The organism is Roseovarius sp. THAF8, assembly GCF_009363735.1.
GTDB lineage: Bacteria > Pseudomonadota > Alphaproteobacteria > Rhodobacterales > Rhodobacteraceae > Roseovarius.
In genome coordinates this window covers 2,679,512-2,697,566 of record NZ_CP045410.1, presented here as the reverse complement: position 1 = coordinate 2,697,566, position 18,055 = coordinate 2,679,512, and the positions used below count along the sequence as shown (strand labels likewise).

At 67.0% G+C, this 18,055-nt stretch carries 19 protein-coding genes; 9 read left to right on the top strand and 10 right to left on the bottom strand.

Going from position 1 to position 18,055, the window contains the following annotated elements; all coding sequences use genetic code 11:
- Positions 1-37: 37 nt before the first annotated feature.
- Both ccrA and FIU85_RS13185 read right to left on the bottom strand, forming a co-directional pair.
- Positions 38-1,330 carry a crotonyl-CoA carboxylase/reductase gene (gene ccrA / locus FIU85_RS13190; RefSeq protein ID WP_152497213.1) on the bottom strand — a complete coding sequence of 431 codons (1,293 nt, stop codon included), beginning with the start codon at positions 1,328-1,330 and terminating at the stop codon, positions 38-40.
- A gap of 133 nt (positions 1,331-1,463) precedes the next feature.
- Positions 1,464-2,840: a 1-acyl-sn-glycerol-3-phosphate acyltransferase gene (locus FIU85_RS13185; RefSeq protein WP_152497212.1), complete on the bottom strand. Its 1,377-nt coding sequence runs from the start codon at positions 2,838-2,840 to the stop codon at positions 1,464-1,466.
- A 393-nt stretch (positions 2,841-3,233) separates the two neighbouring features.
- Here FIU85_RS13185 and FIU85_RS13180 point away from each other — a divergent pair, with 393 nt between their 5' ends.
- Positions 3,234-5,213 carry a protein meaA gene (locus FIU85_RS13180; protein WP_152497211.1) on the top strand — a complete coding sequence of 660 codons (1,980 nt, stop codon included), beginning with the start codon at positions 3,234-3,236 and terminating at the stop codon, positions 5,211-5,213.
- Complete coding sequence (locus FIU85_RS13175; RefSeq protein ID WP_152497210.1) at positions 5,210-5,596, top strand: nuclear transport factor 2 family protein; 387 nt, start codon at positions 5,210-5,212, stop codon at positions 5,594-5,596. The genes FIU85_RS13180 and FIU85_RS13175 overlap by 4 nt, the downstream gene beginning before the upstream one ends.
- A gap of 74 nt (positions 5,597-5,670) precedes the next feature.
- On the opposite strand, the gene FIU85_RS13170 is transcribed toward FIU85_RS13175, so the two are convergent.
- Positions 5,671-6,249: a DUF4168 domain-containing protein gene (locus FIU85_RS13170; protein ID WP_152497209.1), complete on the bottom strand. Its 579-nt coding sequence runs from the start codon at positions 6,247-6,249 to the stop codon at positions 5,671-5,673.
- A 146-nt stretch (positions 6,250-6,395) separates the two neighbouring features.
- Here FIU85_RS13170 and FIU85_RS13165 point away from each other — a divergent pair, with 146 nt between their 5' ends.
- The gene (locus FIU85_RS13165) at positions 6,396-6,836 is read left to right on the top strand and encodes a GNAT family N-acetyltransferase (protein WP_152493981.1); all 441 of its coding nucleotides are present in this window, start codon (positions 6,396-6,398) and stop codon (positions 6,834-6,836) included.
- A 27-nt stretch (positions 6,837-6,863) separates the two neighbouring features.
- Here the strand turns inward: FIU85_RS13165 and FIU85_RS13160 are convergent, their stop codons facing one another.
- The gene (locus FIU85_RS13160) at positions 6,864-7,391 is read right to left on the bottom strand and encodes a DUF4329 domain-containing protein (RefSeq protein WP_152493982.1); all 528 of its coding nucleotides are present in this window, start codon (positions 7,389-7,391) and stop codon (positions 6,864-6,866) included.
- A gap of 83 nt (positions 7,392-7,474) precedes the next feature.
- Between FIU85_RS13160 and deoD the strand changes: the two genes are divergently transcribed.
- Entirely contained in the window at positions 7,475-8,179 is a 705-nt protein-coding gene (gene deoD / locus FIU85_RS13155; RefSeq protein WP_152497208.1) for a purine-nucleoside phosphorylase, read from the top strand.
- A gap of 312 nt (positions 8,180-8,491) precedes the next feature.
- Here the strand turns inward: deoD and FIU85_RS13150 are convergent, their stop codons facing one another.
- The 3 genes from FIU85_RS13150 to FIU85_RS13140 are packed head-to-tail and all read right to left on the bottom strand — an operon-like array spanning position 8,492 to position 10,705.
- Positions 8,492-9,343, bottom strand: a complete 852-nt coding sequence (locus FIU85_RS13150) for an MBL fold metallo-hydrolase (RefSeq protein ID WP_152497207.1) — start codon at positions 9,341-9,343, stop codon at positions 8,492-8,494.
- Positions 9,344-9,348: 5 nt separating this feature from the next.
- Positions 9,349-10,047, bottom strand: coding sequence for an SGNH/GDSL hydrolase family protein (locus FIU85_RS13145; RefSeq protein WP_152497206.1), 699 nt, complete (start codon positions 10,045-10,047; stop codon positions 9,349-9,351).
- On the bottom strand, positions 10,040-10,705 hold the full coding sequence (locus FIU85_RS13140; protein ID WP_152498253.1) for a DUF2161 domain-containing phosphodiesterase: 666 nt from the start codon (positions 10,703-10,705) through the stop codon (positions 10,040-10,042). Before FIU85_RS13140 ends, FIU85_RS13145 begins: the two co-directional genes overlap by 8 nt.
- 100 nt (positions 10,706-10,805) lie before the next feature.
- Here FIU85_RS13140 and FIU85_RS13135 point away from each other — a divergent pair, with 100 nt between their 5' ends.
- Positions 10,806-11,726, top strand: coding sequence for a manganese-dependent inorganic pyrophosphatase (locus tag FIU85_RS13135; protein WP_152497205.1), 921 nt, complete (start codon positions 10,806-10,808; stop codon positions 11,724-11,726).
- Positions 11,727-11,812: 86 nt separating this feature from the next.
- Here the strand turns inward: FIU85_RS13135 and FIU85_RS13130 are convergent, their stop codons facing one another.
- Positions 11,813-13,309 (bottom strand): fused MFS/spermidine synthase, encoded by a 1,497-nt coding sequence (locus FIU85_RS13130; RefSeq protein WP_152497204.1) that lies wholly within the window; start codon positions 13,307-13,309, stop codon positions 11,813-11,815.
- A gap of 241 nt (positions 13,310-13,550) precedes the next feature.
- Between FIU85_RS13130 and FIU85_RS22050 the strand changes: the two genes are divergently transcribed.
- A complete protein-coding gene (locus FIU85_RS22050) occupies positions 13,551-13,712 on the top strand; it encodes a hypothetical protein (protein ID WP_172978165.1) in 162 nt (53 codons plus the stop codon).
- Positions 13,713-13,811: 99 nt separating this feature from the next.
- Positions 13,812-14,693: an MBL fold metallo-hydrolase gene (locus FIU85_RS13125; RefSeq protein ID WP_152497203.1), complete on the top strand. Its 882-nt coding sequence runs from the start codon at positions 13,812-13,814 to the stop codon at positions 14,691-14,693.
- A 161-nt stretch (positions 14,694-14,854) separates the two neighbouring features.
- Here the strand turns inward: FIU85_RS13125 and FIU85_RS13120 are convergent, their stop codons facing one another.
- On the bottom strand, positions 14,855-15,412 hold the full coding sequence (locus FIU85_RS13120) for a DUF2585 family protein (protein WP_152497202.1): 558 nt from the start codon (positions 15,410-15,412) through the stop codon (positions 14,855-14,857).
- A 153-nt stretch (positions 15,413-15,565) separates the two neighbouring features.
- Complete coding sequence (locus tag FIU85_RS13115; protein WP_152497201.1) at positions 15,566-16,153, bottom strand: HdeD family acid-resistance protein; 588 nt, start codon at positions 16,151-16,153, stop codon at positions 15,566-15,568.
- A gap of 200 nt (positions 16,154-16,353) precedes the next feature.
- Between FIU85_RS13115 and FIU85_RS13110 the strand changes: the two genes are divergently transcribed.
- Positions 16,354-17,121 (top strand): HpcH/HpaI aldolase/citrate lyase family protein, encoded by a 768-nt coding sequence (locus FIU85_RS13110; RefSeq protein ID WP_152497200.1) that lies wholly within the window; start codon positions 16,354-16,356, stop codon positions 17,119-17,121.
- Positions 17,118-18,029: a glucokinase gene (locus FIU85_RS13105; RefSeq protein WP_152497199.1), complete on the top strand. Its 912-nt coding sequence runs from the start codon at positions 17,118-17,120 to the stop codon at positions 18,027-18,029. The genes FIU85_RS13110 and FIU85_RS13105 overlap by 4 nt, the downstream gene beginning before the upstream one ends.
- Positions 18,030-18,055: the final 26 nt, after the last annotated feature.

Here is an 18,055-nt window from a genome sequence, read left to right as displayed (position 1 = left end):
CCAGATGCGGGCCGAACCGGCCCGTCAGGGAGAAAGCTTAACCTTTCTTGCCGGCGTCCAGCACGTCCTCGACCGTGCGCAGGCCGGTGCGGGGCGATTGCACCAGCACCGCCATGTTGCCCGGCTTGTGCTCGTTGCGCAGCATCTTCATGTGCGCGCCGGGGATTTCCTCCCACGGGAAAACCTCGGACATGCAGGGGTCGATGCGGCGCTCGACCACCAGCTTGTTGGCGGACGAGGCCTGTTGCAGGTGGGCGAAATGGCTGCCCTGCAGGCGCTTCTGGTGCATCCACATGTAGCGCACGTCGAAGGTGCAGTTGAAGCCGGTGGTGCCGGCGCAGATCACGACCATGCCGCCCTTCTTGCACACGAGGGTGGAGACCGGGAAGGTCGCCTCGCCCGGGTGCTCGAACACGATGTCGACATTGTTGCCCTTGCCGGTGATGTCCCAGATCGCCTTGCCGAACTTGCGCGCCTCGGTGAACCATTCCTTGTATTCAGGGCTGTTCACCTTGGGCAGCTGGCCCCAGCAGTTGAAATCCTTGCGATTGATCACGCCCTTCGCGCCAAGGGACATGACGAAATCGCGCTTGTCCTCGTCCGAGATCACGCCGATCGCATTGGCGCCCACGGTGTTGGCCAGCTGGATCGCGAAGGACCCCAGACCGCCCGACGCGCCCCAGACCAGCACGTTCTGCCCGGGCTTCAGCTCGTGCGGGTGGTGGCCGAACAGCATCCGATAGGCGGTGGCCAGCGTCAGCGTATAGCAGGCGCTTTCCTCCCAGCTCAGGTGCTTGGGCCGCGGCATCAACTGTTGCGCCTGCACGTTGGTGAACTGCGCGAAGGAGCCGTCGGGCGTCTCGTAGCCCCAGATGCGTTGCGTGGGCGAGAACATCGGGTCGCCGCCGTTGCAGTGGATGTCGTTGCCGTCATCCTGGTTGCAGTGGATCACGACCTCGTCACCCACTTTCCAGTTCTTGACCTTGTCGCCGACGGCCCAGACAACGCCCGACGCGTCGGAGCCTGCGATGTGGTAATCCGCGCCATGCCCGTCGAAGGGGCTGATCGGCTCGCCCAGGCCGGCCCAGATGCCGTTGTAGTTCACGCCCGCGGCCATCACCAGCACCAGCACCTCGTTGCTGTCCAGCGTCGGCGTGTCCACCACCTCGACCTGGAACGACTTGTCGGGCTCGCCATGACGCTCGCGGCGGATCGCCCATGCGTACATCTGCTTGGGCACGTACCCCAGGGGCGGCAATTCGCCGATTTCGTAGAGGTCTTTCTCGGGCGCGTCGTAGGGCGCGATTCCGGTGTCGGTGTCCAGAGCCATCGGGGCCTCCTTCATAAGCGTTTGCCGCGATGCAGAATCGCGCGTGTCCGCCCTGAAATATCTTTCATTGCGCAACAATGCAATGCCAACTTGTGCGTTTTTGAAATTTTATAACCCTGCAGTCGCAGCAAAATCAGCCGTCTTGCGCCGCATCTGCAAAGAACTGCCGGATCGAATTGGCGTAATAGACCAGCAGGTCGCGCTCTTCGGGCACGATCTCGATGCCCTCCGCGGTGTCGCGGACCAGCCCGCGCTTGCGCAGGATCCGCAGGCCGACCTCGACGGAATAGGCCAGATCCTCGCGCGGGATGTGGATATGGGCCTGCCCCAGGCTGTCGGTCATCCCGGCCAGCACCTTTCTCAGCTCGGCCTCGGGCAGCGGCGTTCCGGCCGCCAGGAGGGCGTGGGCGACCATCGGCACCGGCAGAACCGGCACCTCCTGCCCGATCCGCGTCATCAGGCGGTCGCCCAGCCTCTCGACCGGGGCGCCGGGGTGTTCGCGCTGAAACGCCGACAGGGAGACCGGCGCGCCGAAACTGACCGCGGCATAGCCGTGGCGGTGATAGCGCCGGGTGATCCACAGCCAGAATTGTTTCAGCACGAAGCCCCCCACAACGCTGATCCGCGCCCCGAAGCGGCGCTTGCCCGCCTTGCCCGCCGCGACAAGGATGCGATCCTCGAACACCCGGTCATAGTTCACGGCGACCGGCACGAAGACCACGTCGCGCCCGTCTGGCTCTCGTTCCTCGATGATGTATTTCAGGATGCCCAGCTTGGGCTTGGCCAGCGCCCCGTCAAGGCTCAGGCCACCCTCCGGGAAGACCGCCTGCGTCACGCCGCCATCCGTCGCCATGCCGACATAGCGCGCCAGAACCCGGCGATAGAGCGCGTTGAGCGACCGGCGACGGATGAAATAGGCGCCCATGGTGCGGATCAGCCGGCTGAGCGGCCAGACCCGCGCCCATTCGCCCACGGCATAGCTGAGCGCCGACTGCTCGGCGGCGAGCCATGTGACCAGCACGTAATCCATGTTCGAGCGGTGGTTCATCACGAAGATCACCGTGGCGTCGGGGTCGATCCGGCCGATCCCCTCTGCGTCGAACCGGCCCATCCGCACGCGGTAAAGCGCCGTGCTCAAGAGCTTTGCCAGCCGGATCGCGATGCCGAAATAGGCGGTGGCGGAAAAGCTGGGCACGATCTCGCGCGCGTAGCGCTTGGCCTTCTCGAAGGCCACGTTCTCGGGGATGCCGTTTTCCCGCGCGTGCTCGGCAATCGCCTTGCTGACCTCGGGATCGTAGATCAGCCGCTGGATCATGTCATAGCGACGCGCCAGCTTGAACGGCTCGATCTTGCGTTCCAGCCGCTGGTTCAGGCGGTTCACCACCCGCTCCATCCGGCGGCGGAAGAACCAGCGCACCGAAGGGAACAGGAAATGCGATGCAAATGTCACCGCCGCGAACAGCAGGATCAGCACCAATAGCCAGAGGGGAAGTTCAACCGTTTGCGTCATTGCCCGCACCATGCCAGCCCGGGTGAAGGGGTACAAAGGAAAACGGGGCCTAGAGGTTGCCGTTTGGAGTGCAAGCCGCGCGATTGCCAGACCGCGGGCTGGCGACCCGAGGGTGGTTCATGGCACTTTATTCATGCCAACTCCGGAAAACTTCAATTCAAAGCGCCAGCGGCACCTAATCGCCAGACCGGGGGGCGGTCTGGCGATCGCGCGGCGGCCTTCGGCCTTGATTCCGCGCGAGAGATAAAGACCTGCCGTTTCAGTTCGACGGGGCCTCTCAAACCCACCCCGCCCCGAATTGCCGCAACGCAGCGAATTGACAGCGTCACATAATTCCGAATACTTTGCCGCTGTTGAAAGAAAGTTGCGCAAACCGATTCACGAGGCCGCCCGATGTCGCAGATGCAGAATGAGACCCCCAAGGATCGTCCCTGGCTGATCCGCACCTACGCGGGCCACTCCACCGCCAAGGCGTCGAACGCGCTCTATCGCGGCAACCTCGCCAAGGGGCAGACGGGCCTCAGCGTGGCATTCGATCTGCCCACCCAGACGGGCTATGACAGCGACCACGTTCTCAGCAAGGGCGAGGTCGGCAAGGTCGGCGTGCCGGTCTGTCACCTGGGCGACATGCGCACACTCTTCGACCAGATCCCGCTGGACCAGATGAACACCTCGATGACGATCAACGCCACCGCGCCGTGGCTTCTGGCGCTTTACGTGGCGGTGGCCGAGGAACAGGGCGCGGATGTCAGCGCTCTGCAGGGCACCGTGCAGAACGACCTGATCAAGGAATACCTCAGCCGCGGCACCTATATCTGCCCGCCGAAACCCAGCCTCAAGATGATCGGGGACGTGGCCGAATACTGCTACACCCATATCCCCAAGTGGAACCCGATGAACGTGTGTTCCTACCACCTGCAGGAGGCCGGCGCGACGCCGCAGCAGGAGCTGGCCTTTGCGCTGGCCACCGCCTGCGCCGTGCTGGACGAATTGAAACCGCGCGTGCCCGAAGAGGATTTTCCGGCGCTGGCGGGGCGGATCAGCTTTTTCGTCAACGCCGGCATCCGCTTCGTGACCGAGATGTGCAAGATGCGCGCCTTCGTCGACCTCTGGGACGAGATCCTGCAAACCCGCTACGGCGTCGAGAACCCCAAGTTCCGCCGCTTCCGCTATGGCGTTCAGGTCAATTCCCTCGGCCTGACCGAGCAGCAGCCCGAGAACAACGTCTACCGCATCCTGATCGAGATGCTGGCGGTGACGCTGTCGAAAAAGGCCCGCGCCCGCGCCGTGCAACTGCCAGCGTGGAACGAGGCGCTTGGCCTGCCCCGCCCGTGGGATCAGCAATGGTCGATGCGGATGCAGCAGATCCTGGCCTACGAGACGGATTTGCTGGAATACGAGGACCTGTTCGATGGCAACCCCGCCGTCGACGCCCGTGTCGAGCAACTGAAGCAAAGCGCCCGGCAGGAGCTTGAGACGCTCGACAGCATGGGCGGCGCCATCGGGGCGATCGAGCACATGAAGGCGCGGCTGGTGGACAGCAACGCCGACCGGCTGGGCCGGATCGAGGCGGGCGAAACGACCGTGGTGGGCGTCAACAAGTTCACCACCTCCGAGCCCAGCCCGCTGCAATCCGAGGATGGCGGCATCATGCGCGTCGACCCCGCGACCGAGGCCGAGCAGATTGACCGCCTGAACGCCTGGCGCGAAGAGCGGGACGACGACGCGGTGAAAACCGCGCTGGCGGCCCTGCGCGAGGCGGCCTCGAAAAACGAGAACATCATGCCGGCCTCCATTGCCGCCGCCAAGGCGGGTGTCACCACCGGCGAATGGGCCGAACAGATGCGCCAGATCCACGGCCAGTATCGCGGCCCCACCGGCGTTTCGGGCAGCCCGTCGAACCGGACCGAGGGCCTTGACGATATCCGCGACGCGGTCGATGCGGTCAGCAAGAAACTGGGCCGCCGCCTGAAGTTCCTGATGGGCAAGCCGGGCCTTGACGGCCATTCCAACGGCGCCGAGCAGATCGCCTTTCGCGCCCGCGATTGCGGCATGGACATTTCCTACGAAGGCATCCGCCTGACGCCCGAGGAAATCGTGACCGCCGCGCTGGAGGACGAGGCGCATGTGATCGGCCTGTCGATCCTGTCGGGCAGCCACATGCCGCTGGTCGAGGACCTGTTGGCCCGGATGCGCGAGGCGGGTCTGGGCCACGTGCCGCTGATCGTCGGCGGGATCATCCCCGACGAGGATTCCAAGCGCCTGCTGGAGATGGGCGTGTCGCGGGTCTATACGCCGAAGGATTTCGAGCTGAACACGATCATGATGGACATCGTCACGCTGGCCGATCCCAAGGCCGTCGCGGCGGAGTGACCGGCCAGACGGATCGCAACAAGGCCAGTGCCATGGCCTTTTACGACCTGATGTTCAATCAATGCCGTCCGCGCGAGGCCATCGCGCAGTTCGCGGGCGACACCTATATCCAGCACAACCCGCATGTCGCGGATGGCAAGGATGCGTTCATCGACTATTTCGAGCGCATGGCGCGCGAGTATCCGGGAAAACAGGTGCGCTTTGTCCGCGCCGTGGCCGAGGCCGATCTGGTGGTGCTGCATTGCCACCAGACATGGCCGGGCAGCGACGATTACGCCGGCATGGATATTTTCCGTTTTGACGAGAATGGCAGGATCGTCGAGCATTGGGACGTCCTGCAGGTCATCACTGGCCAGTCGGCCAACGACAACGGGCTGTTCTGATACGCTCCGGGGTCATTCGCGGGGGATAGTGCGCGACCCCGGAGCGTATTGAGCGTGCCGTAGGTCCGGCGCGCTTACTCGGTCTGGGGCGCTTCGCTCTCGGCACCGTCCTCGGTGCCTTCGCCGGCTTCGGCCTCTTCTTCCGCGGCCTCTTGCGCGGCCTTGCCTTCGGCGGCGGCGACCTTGATCTCGTCAAGAATGCGCTGGTTCAGTTCCTCGTCCTGCTGTGCCGCGATGTCGATCGCCTTGAACTCCGCCGGGGTGATGTCGGCGATCACCTCGATGGCGTTGACGATGGAGTCATTGGCATAGGCCATCAGCTCGGCGCGCTTCTCGCCGTCTGTTTCGGCCTCGATCTTGGGCACGAAATGTTGCCCGACCGCGTTGATCGCCGCAAGCGCCTGCACGAACGCGTTGAGCTTTTCGTCGGTCAGGGTCTCGTTGCTGATGCCCTCGGCCGGCTCGATCTTCTCAAGCGACTTCGTCGGCGGCTCCTTCGCGGCCTGCTGGGTTTCGGCATTCTGCGTGCCGGTGGTCTCAGAGCCGGTGGTCTGCGAGTCCGTGCTCTCTGCGGTGCCGGTGGCCTCCTGCGCGATGCTGGCGGTGCCCAGCGACAGCGCGGCGGCGGTGGCGATTGCGATACGTGAAATCATTTTGGTCTCCTCGACGGGTAGCCTCGGTTTCGTTGACGACACAGATGGCCAGTCCCAGCGCCCGATGCAATGCGCTCGGCGAAAAAACGCTGGAATCCGCCGGGCGCTCGGCCCAATCTGCGCCGAGCAGCCGAAGGACCCCCATCATGAGCCTGACCATCCGCCCCATCGCACCGCAGGACGAAACCGACTGGCGCCGGCTTTGGACCGCGTACCTGGAATTCTACGAAAGCAGTGTCAGCGAGGAGGTCTATGCCACCACCTTCGCGCGGCTCTGCGCGCCCGAGGTGACCGACCAGAATGGGCTGCTGGCGCTGGACGGCGAAACGCCGGTGGGACTGGTGCATTACATCTTTCACCCGCATAACTGGCGGGTCGAGAAGATCTGTTACCTGCAGGACCTCTATGCCGACCCTTCGGTGCGCGGCACCGGCGTGGGGCGCAAGCTGATCGAGGCGGTCTATGCCGCCGCCGACGCCAACGGCACGCCGGCCGTCTACTGGAACACCCAGCATTTCAATGCGCAGGCAAGGCAGCTTTACGACCGGATCGGGCAGCTGACGCCGTTTATCAAGTACGCCCGCTAAAGCCCGTCCGGGATGGGCTGAATCGCTTCAGGGGAACTGCGCCGCCTCGCGCCGCATCAACTCGCGCAGCGAATAGGAGCGCGCGATCGGCCCCTCGGCGCCCATGACGTGGCGCGGATCGGCGGGGATACAGCCCGGACCGCAGAGCTGGCGCACCACCATGCGGCGCGTATCGAGAAACCACAGCCGCCCGGCAGGCGTGCCGACATAGCCGTTGATACCCTCGCCCTTGTCGGCGCGGATATCGTTGACGGTGGGCACCTCGGACCAGGCGCTTTCGTCATAGGCGCCGTGCGTGTGCCAGGACGCCACCACCCGCAGCCGTTTGGGCCAGCGGGGCTGGCAATAATTCAGGAACCCGCGCCGGGCCGGGGTGGTGGCCAGCTGCCCCGAGGCGGTGTAGCCGATATAGCCGCAATATTCGCGGTTCTCGGCCACCGAGCGCGCCTGCGCCTGCGACAGCACGTGTCGCGCCACGCCGATCTCGTCGGCGGTTTGCGCAGGGGCGGCGACGGGCATCGCCATGAGCAGGGCCAGCAGGGCCATGATCCGCATTTGTGTGTGTCCTCTCTTGCGGCGGCGGGGGCAGGCGTTACCTTTGCGCGACCTTAACGCGACCTTAGACCGAAGGGCAGTCAATGACGATCCATATAGGCGCCTCAGCCGGCGACATTGCCGAAACCGTCCTGATGCCCGGCGACCCGATGCGCGCCAAGTGGGCCGCCGAGCGGTTCCTGGAGGCGCCGCGCAAGGTCAACGCGGTGCGCGGGATGCTGGGCTTTACCGGCACGTGGCGGGGCCACCCGGTGACGATCCACGGCAGCGGGATGGGCATGGCGAGCCTGTCGATCTATGCCAACGAGCTCATGCGAGACCTCGGCGCGAAGACGCTGATCCGCATCGGCTCGACCGGCGGGATGCAGGCGCATGTGGGCCTGCGCGACGTGATAATCGCCATGACGGCAAGCAGCGTCGGCACGCCCTCCTCGACCATCTTCCGGGAACTGAACTATGCCCCCTGCGCCGACTGGGGCCTGTTGCGGGCCGCCGTGGCGGCGGCCGAGGCGCGGGGCGTGCCGCATCACGTGGGCGGCATCTATTCCTCGGACACGTTCTATGACGAGCGGCCCGACCTCAACGAGCAGATGACCCGCCACGGCATCCTCGCCGTCGAGATGGAAACCGCCGAGATGTACACGCTGGCCGCGCGGTACGGCGCGCGGGCGCTCTCGGTGCTGACGGTGTCGGACCACCTGCAAACCGGCGAGGCCCTGCCCAGCGAAGACCGCGAGGCCGGTTTCGGCGACATGGTGGACATCGCGCTGGAGGCGGCGTTCGCGTAGGGTGCGTTTTCAACGCACCTGACTTGGGCCGGGAAACATCTGTGCCGCCACGGTGCGTTGAAAACGCACCCTACGCCCCGTCCGAAAAAGCGAACATCGCCCCCTTGGACACCCCTGCGCGCGGAATCAAGGCGCATCGCGCCGCCGCGCCATCGTCATGCTGGAAGCATGCCTTTGGCATGACCCCCACCCAGGGGGCGGCGATTTGGCTGGGTTCGGCGCATCGCTCGGCCACTTCGATGACTTGGCAAAGATAAAGTGCTTCAGAACCACTGTTGGATCGCCACCCCGGGGGTCGGCCCTGGCGCTCCTTCAGTCGTCCTCCAGAAACGCGAACGCGTCCCCCTCCACCCGCACCCGACCCAGCGACGGCAGACGGAAATGCGTGCCCAGCACCCGCGCATCACGTTCCGCCGCCATTTCCAGCAGCATCCGGCGCGACAGCACGGCCCGCTCGGCATCCTGATCGAAGGTGAAATGCCACTCGGGATGCCAGCATTGCGCCGCCGTGTGGATCGCGTCGCCGGTTATCACCGCCTCGGCCCCGCCGCCATGCACCCGGACCGACACATGCCCCCCGGTATGCCCCGGCGTCGGCATCAGCGTCACGTGGTCTCCGATCCCGTGCGCGCCGTCGACCAGCTCCGCCTGCCCGGCCTCGATCACCGGCAGGAGGCTCTCGTCATACATGCCCCGGGCTTTTTCGGCATAGAACGCCTCGTCCGCCTTCGGCAGCAAATAGCGCGCGTTGGGAAACGTCGGCACCCAGCGCCCGTCCAGCAGCCTTGTGTTCCAGCCCACGTGATCGACGTGCAGATGCGTGCACAGGACATAGTCGATATCCTCCACCCACACACCCGCCGCGCCGAGCGCGTTCAGGAAACGCGGCGTGTCGCGCTGATGCCAGTCGGGAAAGCTGGGCGCGGTCTTGTGGTTGCCGACGCAGGTATCCACCAGGATCACGTGACCCGGCGTCTTCAACAGAAAGCCCTGGATCGGCAGCATCACGCGGCCCGTCGCGGGGCACAGCCCGCCCGGCACCTTTTCGGCGATGATCCGTCCCACATGCCTACCGGCGCCCGGGAACATCTCTTCGGGTGCCAGGAACGGCGCGTCGATCTCCAGGATGCGCCACACCTCCACCTCGCCAATACGACACAACATGACGCTCAGCCCTCCCTTATCCGCTCCGCCACCCGGCCCGCCCAGAGGTCGTAGAGCGGGGCGGCCGGATGAAACCCGTCGGCGGCCATCAGCGCCCTGTCCATCGGGAACGCCATTGCAACGTAAGCCAACGCGGGGTCTTGCGCCACAAGCGCGCGCAATTCGGAATCCAGCGCGGCGGCCCGCGCGCCCAGCACACCGCGCAAAGGGCGCGGCAACAGCGGGAACACCCCCAGCGGCGGCACGCCCGAGGCGACGATCCGTTCTACCCCGAACCTGTCCCGCAACAAAGCCACGAGATCACTGTAATTGCGTCGCCACCGCGCCCGGCGCATCCCGTTCTTGGCGTCGTTCACGCCAAGCGCGATCACCGCCGCGTCGAACTGCGCACGCGGTATCCACCCCAGATCGGCCAGGGCGCTTGCCGTGGTCGCCCCGCCCCGCGCCTCCAGCCGCCAGTGCACCCGGTGGTACGGCGCAAGATGCGCCTCCAGCCGCCCGGCCAGCGCGTCCTCCTGCGTCTCGACGCCCACGCCGGCAGCCGAACTGTCCCCGACGATCAACACTCGCAGCGCCGCGCCCTGCCCGGCCACGCCGTCGCGCGGGCCCGCCGCCTCGGGCAGGCGTGCGGCGCGCAGCATCACCCAGGCCGCCTGTGGCACCAGCACCGGCGACAGCAGCGCCGCGCGGAGCGCGTCACGCATCGGTTTCGCTTTCACAGAGCGCCATGCCAGCGTCGCTCAGCGCATAGACCCCGCGCTCGACCCGGAAGAACCAGCCGGAATGATTGTCCGCCATGATCCGCGTCGCCCGCGCCACGCCGGTGGCCTTGGCGATCACCGCGCCCGAAGACGGCCCATGCTCGGACAGGTAGGCCACGCAGGCCCGAACATCCTGCTTGTAGGCGGTCTCGATCTGCCCCCGCGTGCCGCCCTCGTTCGGATCGCCCCGCCGGCCGTTGAACTCCTTCAGCAGCCTTGCGCGCTTGACCTTGGACTGGCGCGGCCGGAACGGCGCGGGGTGACAATGCGCGTGCACCTCGCCCGTGTCCGGTTTCACGCTGAGAACCCCCAGCCCCAACCGCTTGCACAGCCCGATATTGCCCTTGAACGCCCGCCAGCCCGCCTTGCCCTTCCAGCGCGGCACGGCGACATAGACCTGCTCGGTCACCGCCTGCCGCGCCACCGCCTGTTGCAGCAGGGTCAGGGAAAAGCCGGTCTTCAGCTCCACCACAACCGGCTCGGCATCCGCGCGCAGGCCCACCACGTCGGCCGGGCCGACCTCGGACTTCACGTCATAACCCAGCGCCTCCAGCCAGGCCTTGACCGGGGCGTATAACAGGGTTTCGCGGGCATCATGCATCCCGGCAATTTGGCCGCAGGTTGCATGGGTGACAAGCCCTTCGCACAGCCCTATAAGGCGCGCGAACAATCTCATTTCAGCCCTGAGGACGACACATCCGATGACAACGCTCGTATTTGGCCACAAATCCCCCGACACCGACAGCACCGGCTCGCCCATCCTCTGGGCGTGGTACATCAACGAGGTGAAGGGCGGCGATGCCGAGGCCGTCCTTCTGGGCGAGCCCAACACCGAGGCCGCCTTCATGCTGGAAAAGTGGGACCTGCCCAAGCCGCGCATCATCACCAATGTCGATGACGGCCAGCCCTGCATCGTGGTGGACACCAACAACCCCGCCGAGTTGCCGACCAACATCAACGGCGCCGACGTGCAGGGCATCATCGACCACCACAAGCTGGTCGGCGGGCTGGAAACCTCCGGGCCGATCGACATCACCGTGCGCCCGCTGGCCTGCACCGCGACGATCATGATCGACCTGATGGGCGAGGACGCCCAGCGCATGCCCGACTGGGCCAAGGGCGCGGCGCTGACCTGCATCCTCAGCGACACTCTGGAATTCCGCAGCCCCACCACCACCGACCACGACCGCGCCACGGCCGAGCAACTGGCCCGCGACCTGGGCGTCAGCGTCGCCGACTACGCCGCCGAGATGTTCGCGGCCAAGTCGGACGTGTCGGCCTTTTCCGACGCCGAGCTGATCCGCATGGACAGCAAGGAATACGAGGTCGGCGGCACCAAGTTCCGCGTGTCGGTCCTGGAAACCACAGCGCCGGCCACCGTGCTGGACCGCAAGGACAGCCTGATGGCCTCGATGCAGGACGTGGCGAAAGAGGACGGCGTCGACCAGGTGCTGCTCTTCGTCGTGGACATCCTGAACGAGGAAGCGACCCTGCTGGTCCCGAACGACCTGGTGAAGGGCGTGGCCGAGAAGAGCTTCGACGCCTCCGTGTCGGGCGACACCGTGGTCCTGCCCGGCGTGATGAGCCGCAAGAAACAGATCATTCCCAACCTGAAGGTCTGAGGCGCGGGGGGCGCAGAGCCCCCGTTCGCCCGACGCCCCCGCAGCCGCCTGCGGGGGCGTTTTCGTTTCGGCGCTTCGCCGCGCCGTCAGTCCGCACGGCCCATCAGCCGGTCGATCGGCGCGTAATCATCGGTCAAAACCTGCCCGCGCCGGTCCGCCAGCTGCGCCACCATGTCGTCGGCAAAGGCGCCGAACCGCGTCGGGTCGGGCGCCCGCGCGACAATGGCGCTTTCCGGCGTCCGCGTCTGGCCGCCCACCACGACGAAGACGACGCGCTGGCCGGGCGCGGGCCGGGCCTGCTCGGTCCAGACCTCGACCACCGGAAAGACCGTCCGCATCGTCGCCACGATGGATGCCAGCGCGCCCAGCCTGTCCTCGTGGTCGATCACGTTCATCAGGAAACTGCCATCCTCGGTCAGCCGATCCGCCGCAAGCTGAAAGAACTCCTGCGTCACCAGGTGCACCGGCACCACGACATCGGTGAACGCGTCGCCGATGATGATGTCGAACCGCGCCCCGGGCCGGGTCAGCAGCGCGCGGCGGCCATCCTCGTGCAGGACGGTCGCCGTGGCGGGGTCGAACCAGAACGCCTCTGCCGCCATGCGCGTCACCGCCGGGTCGATCTCGGCCACGGTGATCGCGCCGGTGCCGCGCGCGGCAAAGGCACGGGGCACGGCGTAATTGCCGCCGCCGATGTGGAAACTGGTGAAATCGTCACGCGGGGCGCGCAGCATCGACAGGCGGTCCAGCATCGCGGTGTGATCGGTGAACTGCACCTCGGGCAGGCGGCGGGCGCTGATCCCGTGGGCCAGGTGGTCGATCACCATCAGGCGCACCGGGTCGGCGGGGTCGGCCGAGATATCCTCGACCCGCAGGCAGAAATACCGGCTTTCGCGGTCGCAGGGGTCGGGCGCGGCCAGCGCCAGGTATCCCGCGCCGATCACCAGCAGCACCGCAAGCGCCCCTGCCCCGGTCGCGCGCCAGCGCCCCAGCCACGCAAAGAGCAGGCCCGAGATCAGGTAGACTGCCGTCACCACCACCAGCGTCGTCGCCGAGCCGAGCCACGAGATGAACACGAACCCCGCCAGCAGCGTGCCCGCAATCGCCCCCACGGCCCCGGCGGCGAACATCGCGCCCATGGCGGGGCCGGTCCGGCGGGCCGTGGCCACCGCGATCACCGCCAGCACCGGCGCCGGGACACCGGCGAAAAAGGACGGCAGGAAAAAGACCAGCATGGTCAGCGCCGTGATGCTCCAGACCGGCTGCGCGACGGCGTCCAGCACCCAGCCCGCCACCGCCGGCAGGATCAGCACCGCACCCGCCGTGGTGACCGCCCCGGCCAGCATCGCGCCCCCGGTCCAGCGCAGCGCCTGCCCGGCGGGTTTCTCGGCCAGCCGTCCCCCCCACCAGTGCCCTGCCGAAAAGCCTGCGAGGACCACGGCGATGACCGCCGTCCAGGTGTAAAGCGACATGCCCACATGCGGCGCCAGCATCCGCCCGGCCACGATCTCGACCACCAGCGACGCCGCGCTGACCACGGCCTGCGCCGTCACCAGCAGCCATAAAGGTGTCGCGCGTGTCATCCCCGCCTCCGCGTGCCGCCATTCGGCACCGCAGTTGAGACCAAGCCCGACCCGGGATCAAGCCGCAACCTCGCGTATGGCCCCGGCCCGCACCGGGCGCGACTTGGCAGACCGCGCCGCAGCGGCTACGTCTCGGGAGACAGGAGGAACCGCGCCATGACCCGCCCGACCGATCCCGACACGCGCACCGCCACGGCCCAAGCGCCTTGGCAGACAGCCGCTACCGCAGGCCGGGGGTGACATGACCCTTCTGTCGAACCTTGTCGCCGGCGCGATCGGCCTGGTCATCCTGGCAACCGTCGCCGTGGTCTTTCTCGGCCGTGACAGGCCGCGCGGCCCGCAGCCGCGTGACACCTCTGCGGACCGGCACGGCAGCGACGCCGGAGCGGAGGGGGACGCATGAACATCGTGATCCTCCTGCTGGCGGCGGTGGTCATCTATTCCTTCATCAGCATGGGCAAGCGCGCGCGCCGCACACGGGAAAGGAAAAAGGACGACAAGGATGAAGACTGAGGACATGCAAAGCGCCGTGGTCCTTCTGGGCACCAAGGGCGGCCCGGCCATTCGCCCCGGCGGCCCGATGCCCACGTCGACGCTGGTGCAAATGAGCGGCCTTACCCTGCTGGTCGATGCGGGCCTCGGGGTCGCACAGGCCATCGGCGCGGCGGGCCTGCCGCTGACCGCGCTCGACGCGGTGCTGATCACGCACCTGCATTCCGATCATGTCCTCGAGCTGGGCCCGCTTCTGCACACCGCCTGGACCGGCGGGTTGCAGCACGAGATCCCGATCTTCGGCCCGCCGGGGATCGAGACCTACTGGCAGGGTTTCCTGGGCGCGATGGAATACGACATCGCCCTGCGCGAAGAGGACGAGGGCCGCCCGCCCTTCCACGAGCTGTTCTCGATCGGCCACCTTTCGGACATGCGGCCCATCGACCTGGAGGGCGTGCTGGTATCGGCGCTGCGCAACGATCATCCCCCCGTCGAGCACAGCTTTGCGCTGAAGCTGGAACATGGCGGCGACACGCTGGTCCTGTCGGGCGACACCGCGCCGATGCCCGGGATGATCGCCTTTGCCCGTGACGCCGACCTCCTGGTGCACGAGGCGATGCTGCCCGAGGGCGTTCAGGCCATCGTCGAGCGCATGGGCACGGGCGACAACCGCCTGCTGGAGCATATCCTGCGCAGCCATTCCCCGGCCGACGAGGTGGGGCGCATCGCCGCCGGCGCGGGGGTCAAGGCGCTGGCGCTGAACCACCTGATCCCGTCCGGCGACCCCGACATCACCGAGGCGCATTGGCGCGCCGCTGTCGAACCCTCCTATGGTGGACCCTTGCATGTGGGACGGGACGGCATGGTGATCGCTTTCGGAACCGGCGCATAGAACAGGCCGGCCCGCGCGCCTGGACCTCGGGCAACCCGGCGCGATCCTCGTCCCCTCGCGCACCGGCGACACGAAGCGCGCGCGGCAAGTCCTGCCGCTGGCACCGCCCCGTCCCGGCCTCCGAGCCGGGACCTCCTGACGCCGGATTCAGCCCCCGGGCCTCAACCCCCGGCCTGCCAGTCGGCAATCGCCTCGACCGGATAGAGCAGCATCAGCACGTTCAGCGTCAGGTTATCGCGGATGATCCACAGGGTCAGCAGCTCGAACCCCACCACGACGGCCACGCTGGCCAAGACCGGCAGGCGCCGCGCCAGCCAGAAGCCCAGCCACATGGCCGCGATATCCGAGGCCGAATTGAGCACGCTGTCGCCATAGTAGTCGAGCGAGATCGTCACCTCGCGGTAACGTTCGATCACCGCGTCCGTGTTCTCGACGATCTCCCACGCGCACTCCACCAGGGTGGCGATCACCAGCCGCCAGCCCACGTCCACGCGCCGCGCCACCGCCCAGAGAAGTGCGTAGAACAGCACACCGTGCAGCAGGTGGCTTGGCCAGTACCAGTCGAACACCTGCTGGCTGCCCTCGCTGGTGCCCACCGTGCCCCACAAGTCGACCCAGCCGCAGGGGCAGGTCTGGTTCCGCCCCATCAGCAGAAGCACCACCAGGGTGGCGATGCCGATCATGGCCGTGATCCGAATGGTGATGCGCGGGTCCGTCATGCCGTGACGGAATCACAGGCTTTTGCCGCTGTCCATTGGAAAGACTCCGTGCAAGGGTCTGAACCTTCGCCGTGGCGCGGTATTCAAAGATGCGAACCACGGGCGACCCCGCCTTCCGGAGGCTCAGCCCTGCCGATCCGGGGGGCTCCAGGTCTATGCGCCGTCGCGTCGCTCGTGGGTGTCGGGCTTGTGCCACGCCAGGGCCAGTGTCGCGATACCCGATACCGTCAGGTCCACGGCCAGGAACAGCCCCAGCACTCCCGCGGCCGCCTCGGGCAGGCCCAGCACGATCAACGCGGCGAGGGCGACCGACATCACGCCCGCGCCGGCGATCCAGCCCCAGCCGCTGCGCGGCCGCATCCGGAACGCGTAGATCAGGCGCAGCACGCCCAGGAATGCGAACAGAACCGCCACGGCCAGGGTCAGCGTGATCAGCCCGGCCACGGGGTTCAGCAACAGGGCCAGCGCGAACAGGACGAAGGACACGCCGATCAGGCTGCCGAGGAAACGACCGCCCAGCGCTTCGGTGTTGTCGCTGAAGGCCAGCCACAGCTGCATCAGTCCGACCAGCAGGAAGGCGATGCCGGCCACCGCCGTCACCGTCAGCGACGCGGCGAACGGGTTGAAGAAGGCCAACATGCCGCCAAGGATCATCAGCAGGGCCAAGACCGTCAGGCCGGTGCGGCCCGGCGTCGGGTCCGCGGTGCGGTGAGACGTTCCGAAAGTGTCCGATGATGCCATGTCATGGCCTCCCACGGGGAAAAGATGTCACGTTTTCAACGCTCGACGAGCAGACCCGGTTCCCCGGGCGCCCAGCCGTCGGCGGGCATCTGCGCCCCCCACGCCTTGCGCAGGGTGGGGGAAACCCCACGCGCCACCGCCACTGGACCTTTCCCCGGTGCGCCGTTTAACTGGGGGCCACCCCTGCCGGAGGCCGCATCATGCCCGCAGTTCTCAACCGCTTCAAATCCGCCCTTGCCGAAGGTCGGCCGCTGATCGGCTGCTGGGCCGGGTTCGCCGATGCCTATGCGACCGAGATCCTGGGCACCGCCGGCTTCGACTGGCTGGTGCTCGACGGCGAGCATGCCCCCAACACGATCCACACGCTGTCGGCCCAGATCGGCATTCTGCACAACACATCCACCGCGCCCATCGTCCGCGTGCCCATCGCCGAGGACTGGATCATCAAGCAGGTGCTCGACGCCGGAGCCCAGACCCTGCTGGCCCCGATGATCGACACGGCAGAGCAGGCCGCGCGGGTTGTCCGCGCCATGCGCTATCCGCCCGAAGGCGTGCGCGGGTCCGGCGCCGCGCTGGGGAGGGCGTCGGGCTTTGGCGCCGTTCCCGACTATATCGCCACGGCGAATGACCAGATGTGCCTGGTGGTGCAGATCGAAAGCCGCGCCGCGCTCGACAACCTGGAGGCCATCTGCGCGGTCCCCGGTGTCGACGCCGCCTTCATCGGCCCTTCGGACCTGGCGAATGACATGGGCCATCGGGGCAATGCGAACCACCCCGAGATACACGCTGCCATGCAGGACGCGCTGGCCCGTATCCGGGCGGCGGGCAAGGCGCCCGGCATCCTCGGCCTGGACCCCGAGACCACGCAAACCTACCGCGACTGGGGCGCGCAGATGCTGGGCGTGGGGATCGACGTTCTGCTTTTCGCCAATGCCGCCCGCACGCTGGCCGCTTCGTGGAAGCCATGAGCTGTCTGCTGGTCGATCTCGGCGGCACGTCCTGCCGCGTCGGCCTGTCGGACGGCAGCGGCCTGCGGCCCGAAACCGCGCGCAGCTTTGCCAATGCCGATTTCACCAGCCTGTCCGACCTGCTGACGACCTATCTCGACACCCAACGGCCCGGCCCCGTCACCGCCCTCTGCGCCGGTGTCGCGGGTCCTGTGCGGAACGGCACCGCGCAACTGACCAACCACGCCTGGCACATCGAGGCCGACGCGCTGGCCCGCGCCACCGGCGCCGATCATGTGCAACTGATGAACGACCTTCAGGCGCAGGCCTACGCGCTTGACGATCTGGACGCGGACAGTGTGACTCCTCTGATCCCCGGCGGGCCCGACCCCAAAGGCCCGCGTCTGGTGCTGGGGCTGGGTACGGGCTGCAACATCGCGGTCGCGCACCGGGTGGACGACGGGCTTTTCGTGCCGCCCTCCGAATCCGGCCACACCACCCTGCCCGACGCGCCGGGCTTTCGCGCGCTCTACGACGCGTTGCGCGATGACGCGGCGCATCTGCCCATCGAGGCTGCCCTCTCCGGCCCGGGCCTCACCCGCCTGCACGCCTTTTATACGGGCGAGACCCTCACACCGACCGAGATCATCGCCCGTGAGCCGCGCAAGACCCTTCAGGCCTTCGTCTCTCTACTGGGCCTTTCCGCGTCTAACCTGTGTCTCTCGCACATGGCGACCGGCGGCCTTTTCCTGATCGGGGGCACCGCCCGGGCCATCGCGCCGCACCTCAAACCGCTGGGCTTTGCCGACACGTTCCACCCGCGCGGACCCTACACCGACATCCTCGCAGCGATCCCGGTGACGCTGATCTCCGACGACAACGCGGCGCTTCGGGGCTGCGCCCGATACCTGTCACAATGCTTGAAATAATATATACTAGAATGTATATTCTTCAG

What these genes read in the sequence shown, in the direction of transcription:
- FIU85_RS13125 (WP_152497203.1), top strand. Translation starts at nt 13,812, where the DNA reads ATGAAGACTGAGGACATGCAAAGCGCCGTGGTCCTTCTGGGCACCAAG.
- FIU85_RS13185 (WP_152497212.1), bottom strand. Translation starts at nt 2,840, where the DNA reads ATGACGCAAACGGTTGAACTTCCCCTCTGGCTATTGGTGCTGATCCTG.
- FIU85_RS13150 (WP_152497207.1), bottom strand. Translation starts at nt 9,343, where the DNA reads ATGTTGTGTCGTATTGGCGAGGTGGAGGTGTGGCGCATCCTGGAGATC.
- ccrA (WP_152497213.1), bottom strand. Translation starts at nt 1,330, where the DNA reads ATGGCTCTGGACACCGACACCGGAATCGCGCCCTACGACGCGCCCGAG.
- FIU85_RS13120 (WP_152497202.1), bottom strand. Translation starts at nt 15,412, where the DNA reads ATGACGGACCCGCGCATCACCATTCGGATCACGGCCATGATCGGCATC.
- FIU85_RS13115 (WP_152497201.1), bottom strand. Translation starts at nt 16,153, where the DNA reads ATGGCATCATCGGACACTTTCGGAACGTCTCACCGCACCGCGGACCCG.
- FIU85_RS13110 (WP_152497200.1), top strand. Translation starts at nt 16,354, where the DNA reads ATGCCCGCAGTTCTCAACCGCTTCAAATCCGCCCTTGCCGAAGGTCGG.
- FIU85_RS13165 (WP_152493981.1), top strand. Translation starts at nt 6,396, where the DNA reads ATGAGCCTGACCATCCGCCCCATCGCACCGCAGGACGAAACCGACTGG.
- FIU85_RS13140 (WP_152498253.1), bottom strand. Translation starts at nt 10,705, where the DNA reads ATGCATGATGCCCGCGAAACCCTGTTATACGCCCCGGTCAAGGCCTGG.
- FIU85_RS13130 (WP_152497204.1), bottom strand. Translation starts at nt 13,309, where the DNA reads ATGACACGCGCGACACCTTTATGGCTGCTGGTGACGGCGCAGGCCGTG.
- FIU85_RS13145 (WP_152497206.1), bottom strand. Translation starts at nt 10,047, where the DNA reads ATGCGTGACGCGCTCCGCGCGGCGCTGCTGTCGCCGGTGCTGGTGCCA.
- deoD (WP_152497208.1), top strand. Translation starts at nt 7,475, where the DNA reads ATGACGATCCATATAGGCGCCTCAGCCGGCGACATTGCCGAAACCGTC.
- FIU85_RS13135 (WP_152497205.1), top strand. Translation starts at nt 10,806, where the DNA reads ATGACAACGCTCGTATTTGGCCACAAATCCCCCGACACCGACAGCACC.
- FIU85_RS22050 (WP_172978165.1), top strand. Translation starts at nt 13,551, where the DNA reads ATGACCCTTCTGTCGAACCTTGTCGCCGGCGCGATCGGCCTGGTCATC.
- FIU85_RS13180 (WP_152497211.1), top strand. Translation starts at nt 3,234, where the DNA reads ATGTCGCAGATGCAGAATGAGACCCCCAAGGATCGTCCCTGGCTGATC.
- FIU85_RS13170 (WP_152497209.1), bottom strand. Translation starts at nt 6,249, where the DNA reads ATGATTTCACGTATCGCAATCGCCACCGCCGCCGCGCTGTCGCTGGGC.
- FIU85_RS13160 (WP_152493982.1), bottom strand. Translation starts at nt 7,391, where the DNA reads ATGCGGATCATGGCCCTGCTGGCCCTGCTCATGGCGATGCCCGTCGCC.
- FIU85_RS13105 (WP_152497199.1), top strand. Translation starts at nt 17,118, where the DNA reads ATGAGCTGTCTGCTGGTCGATCTCGGCGGCACGTCCTGCCGCGTCGGC.